Annotated in this window: 3 protein-coding genes and 1 pseudogene; all 4 read right to left on the bottom strand. The window is 28.0% G+C overall.

Annotated features, from left to right (window positions below; all coding sequences use genetic code 11):
* Nucleotides 1–361, bottom strand: a pseudogene (locus tag AB2369_RS11900) (histidine kinase); the annotation flags it as partial.
* Nucleotides 362–365: 4 nt separating this feature from the next.
* Complete coding sequence (locus tag AB2369_RS11905; RefSeq protein ID WP_367666696.1) at nucleotides 366–1049, bottom strand: response regulator transcription factor; 684 nt, start codon at nucleotides 1047–1049, stop codon at nucleotides 366–368.
* 524 nt (nucleotides 1050–1573) lie between these two features.
* On the bottom strand, nucleotides 1574–3187 hold the full coding sequence (locus AB2369_RS11910; RefSeq protein WP_367666697.1) for an ABC transporter ATP-binding protein: 1614 nt from the start codon (nucleotides 3185–3187) through the stop codon (nucleotides 1574–1576).
* The coding region (locus AB2369_RS11915; protein ID WP_367666698.1) for an ATP-binding cassette domain-containing protein at nucleotides 3184–4234 on the bottom strand (1051 nt) is incomplete at its 5' end. The genes AB2369_RS11910 and AB2369_RS11915, both read right to left, overlap by 4 nt.

Raw genomic sequence — 4234 nt, forward strand, 5'->3', positions numbered from 1 at the left:
TTCCATTAGCAGCTCTCTCAATACTGCCTTCAACTACTTCCTCAAACTCCTCATAACTGCTACTCTCTAATAAATCTCCCTTCATATTTGTTATTTGAACAACACACTGATAATTTAAAGAAATATATTTCACAATATTTATAGCTTCTTCATTTATTCCTTCCTCATTTACATCTAATCCCTTTATAACTAATCTATATTTTATATACTCTCTTGTTGTATTCATCATATCCTTTGCAGAATTATTTATATTATTTTCCATATTAGATACTAATACTTGTCTAATTAATAGGTTTATTATAATTCCTAAAATAATTAATGTTATTGATAAGGCCAATGTGAACTTAACTTTTATCTTCATACTTCTACCTCATAACATATCCTATTCCAAAGACTGTTTCTATTATTGAACATTCCTTATCTTTATCAAGCTTACTTCTAAGTCTTCTAACATGGACATCTACTGTCCTTACTTCCCCTTCATAATCAAATCCCCAAACTTTATCTAGAAGTTGCTCTCTAGAAAAAACCTTATTTTTATTTTTTATCAAAAACTCTAGTAAATCGTATTCCTTTGGCTTAAGTTTTACTTCAACATCATCCTTTAATACAACTCTACTTTCTAGATTAACCTTAACACCTTTACTTATCTCAATAAAACAGCTTTCTTCAAAAGTCTTGTACTTCTCAACCCTTCTTAATGCTGCTCTTACCCTAGCCAATACTTCTTTTATATGAAAAGGCTTAGTTATATAATCGTCGGCCCCAAGTTCTAACCCTAAAATTTTGTCTATTACATCATCTCTTGCAGTTAGCATAATTACTGGTATATACTTTGTACTATTTATAAATTTACATAACTCAAATCCATTTTCACCTGGAAGATTTATATCTAAGAGAGCTAGATTAGGCTTAAAAGTTTCTAGCAATGCTTTGGCCTCTTTAGATGAAAAAGCACTCCTTACAATATATCCTTCTGTTTTTAATGCCGAAGATAAAATATCATTAATAGCTATCTCATCTTCTACAACCAATACTTTTGATTCCATATGAATTCCCCCATATAATTTTTTCATAGCTTAATTTGCACTGTATAATTTCTAATTATTTAATACTTTTTATGATAAATTCCTAATAACAGTTATAGCCATGGTGTTGTAATTATAAAAGTAACTATAGATATACCATATGGTATCTAAAACTCAAATTCCAACTATCGTAACCTACAAGCTATTTAAATATCTAATTTGGAAATAGTATATCTATATGACTTTATTAGTAACTTATATACATTAACTTACAATATATTCTATCACACTATAACTATGCCATAAAACAGAGTTAATTCATGATTTTATTATTAATGGTATTTTATACATTATACTCCCTAATATCATATTCCTCTTTTAAAAAAATTATAAAATTATAGAAATAAGTACTTAAAGAAACCTAATTTATCATAAGCCTATCACTATATTTCTAGTTATTAAAATAAATATCTGTTTTAAAATATCCAAATAAAAAATGGAGGGAAACCCTCCATTTTGTTTAAAACTTCTTACTCTATTCTTCATTAACAAACAAGCTTATTCTTAACAACAAATACCTTATTGTATCTTTTCTTAGTTTCCTCAAATATTACATGACTCACATTAATAATAGTTATTCCTTCTAGGTTAAGCAAAGTATTTTCTATTTCCTTTGCTACTGAAGGATCAAGACTTGCAAAAGCCTCATCTAAGAATATTATATCTGTTTTTCTTAATAATCCTCTTGCAATGGCTACCCTGCTTTTTTCTCCACCAGATATATTCTTACCATTATCAAAAATTATGGTATCTAATCCTTCTGGTAAACCCTTCAGAAAATCTCTTAAGCCAGCCTTTTCCATAGCATTAACTATCTCTTCTTCACTATAATCCTTATATAAAGTTATATTATTTCTAAGGGTATCTTCGAATAAAAATACTTGCTGTTCTACATTTGATATATTATTAAAATAACTTTCCTTTTTGATATCCTTTAAATTTTGTCCATCTATTAAAATCTGTCCATTATTGGGGATAAAATATTTTCTAAGAAGTTTTAATAAGGTTGATTTCCCCCCTCCACTAGGTCCTACTACTAAATATTTTTCACCTTTGTTAATACTAAAGTTTACATCCTTAAGAACCTGATTATTTTCATAGCTAAAAGAGACATTATTAAATTTAATACTTTCTCTAAAAGAATCTAGATTTAAGGTTTCCTCATAGTTATAATGATTTGTTAAAACCTCATCTACCTTATTAAACAAAGTTTTTACAGATAAAACCTTAGGAAACCATTCAGACAATGTAATCAAAGGTCTTAATACCTTTTCCATATTGGTGAGTATAAGCATAACAGCTCCAAAGGTTAAATATCCTTTTATAGACATAAACACTACTGCTGCTGTTAATGAAAAATAAGATAGCTGTATTATAACGTTTTGTATAGATACAATGTATGTGTATATTTTATCTATAACATAACCTTTATACTGTATATCCTTACTCTTTTTATAAAACTCTTCTTGGATTTTAGTATTTAAATTATTTGATTTGATAATTTGAAATGCACTAAGGACTTCCTTTATATAAGTGGTGTATCCTTCAAATAAAGCACTTCTATGCTCTTGATGTTTTTGTAGTGGTTTACTTATAAACATAGATGTTACTGCGGTAATAATCCCAATTAATATCCCTACTCCTAGTGCGTAAATGTTAATATAGGCTATTACAATAAACCCAACTATAAAAGATATAATATTAAATCCAACTTCATATACTGCTGAAATATAATTCATTTCAATGGTATTAATATCATTAGTTAAAGAAGAAACATATTTGGCATTGTTATCCTTTTGAAATTCATTTATATTTTTATAAAAAACTTTGTCTATAAATCCTCGCTTCACTGAAACTAAAGCTTTTACTTTATAAAGTCCCTTAGTATATGATAATAATATACCTAAAGGTAACAAAATTATTGCCAAAAGCAAAAGTTTCTTTGAAAGTGCTAAAAGCAGCATCTTGTCCCCTAAAAGAGCTGTATCAATTATCTCCATCAAGTAAATAGTAATCATCCCTTCTAGGATTGCATTAAAAAGAGCCACACCTAAAGCTAATACTAAAAAGGGGTATGCCTTCCAAACTAATTTTTTCATATTGCAACCTCCTCAAAGTAGTCTTTAGCATTATATTGATTTATTACTCCATTCTTAACCTCTAAAACATAGTCATATTTCTCACTTATACCTTCATAATATCTATGAGAAATAGCTATAACAGTGCTATCAATATCCAAGATTGTATTTTCAACCTTTCGTCCAAGATCCCCATCTAAGCTGGAAGTTCCCTCATCTACAAATAAAATTTTAGAATCTTTAACTATTGCTCTGGCAATGGATATTCTCTGTCTTTCTCCACCGGATAGATTTTTCCCATTCTCCATTAGCATTTCATTTAATCCATTTTCTTTTTTACTTAAAAGCTCTTCTAATCCTGCCTTCTTAGAAGCCTCCAATACCTCTTTTTCTGTAAAAGGTTTAAATAAAGCGATGTTATTAAATATGGTATCCTCAAAAAGAAATACATCTTGATATATAAAAGAAACATTTTCATTTAAGCTACTTTCTTTTATATTTCTATAATCTACTCCATCTATAGTTATTTCACCCTCATAGTCTTCATAAACCATTGACAATAGTTTAATTAAAGTTGATTTACCCGCTCCACTTGCACCCTTTAATAGATATTTTTTATTCCTTTCTATCTTAAAAGATACTCCTTTAAATATTTCTTTCTCCTCATAATTAAAATATAAGTCCTTTACGCAAATTTCAGATTGGAAATTAAAATCTTCTTTATTAATTTTAGACTCCTTCTCTCCTTCACTATAGGTGATTTTATCATATATCTTTGAAGCTGACTTTAACTCATTTAATAGGGGCATTACTGTTAATATATGCCATATACATCCATTGGATATCTGTATTATAAGAGCAATCTTAGTTATAGAAGCTCCATTATAAATTAGAAGTGATGAATAAAATAAGGTACCAATAAAAACTATATACCCTAAAAAACTAAATAATCTCTGTTGTGCATCCGTAAAAACTGTATACTTAAACTTCTTTCTCTCTAGTCCAATTACAGACTTTAAAACCTTTGATAAAAACCTATCTTCTATATTATTAAGATTAAGTATTTCT

The sequence above is a fragment of the Clostridium sp. genome (genome assembly GCF_040797585.1).
Taxonomy (GTDB): Bacteria; Bacillota; Clostridia; order Clostridiales; family Clostridiaceae; genus Clostridium_Z.

What these genes read in the sequence shown, in the direction of transcription:
- AB2369_RS11905 (WP_367666696.1), bottom strand. Translation starts at nt 1,049, where the DNA reads ATGGAATCAAAAGTATTGGTTGTAGAAGATGAGATAGCTATTAATGAT.
- AB2369_RS11910 (WP_367666697.1), bottom strand. Translation starts at nt 3,187, where the DNA reads ATGAAAAAATTAGTTTGGAAGGCATACCCCTTTTTAGTATTAGCTTTA.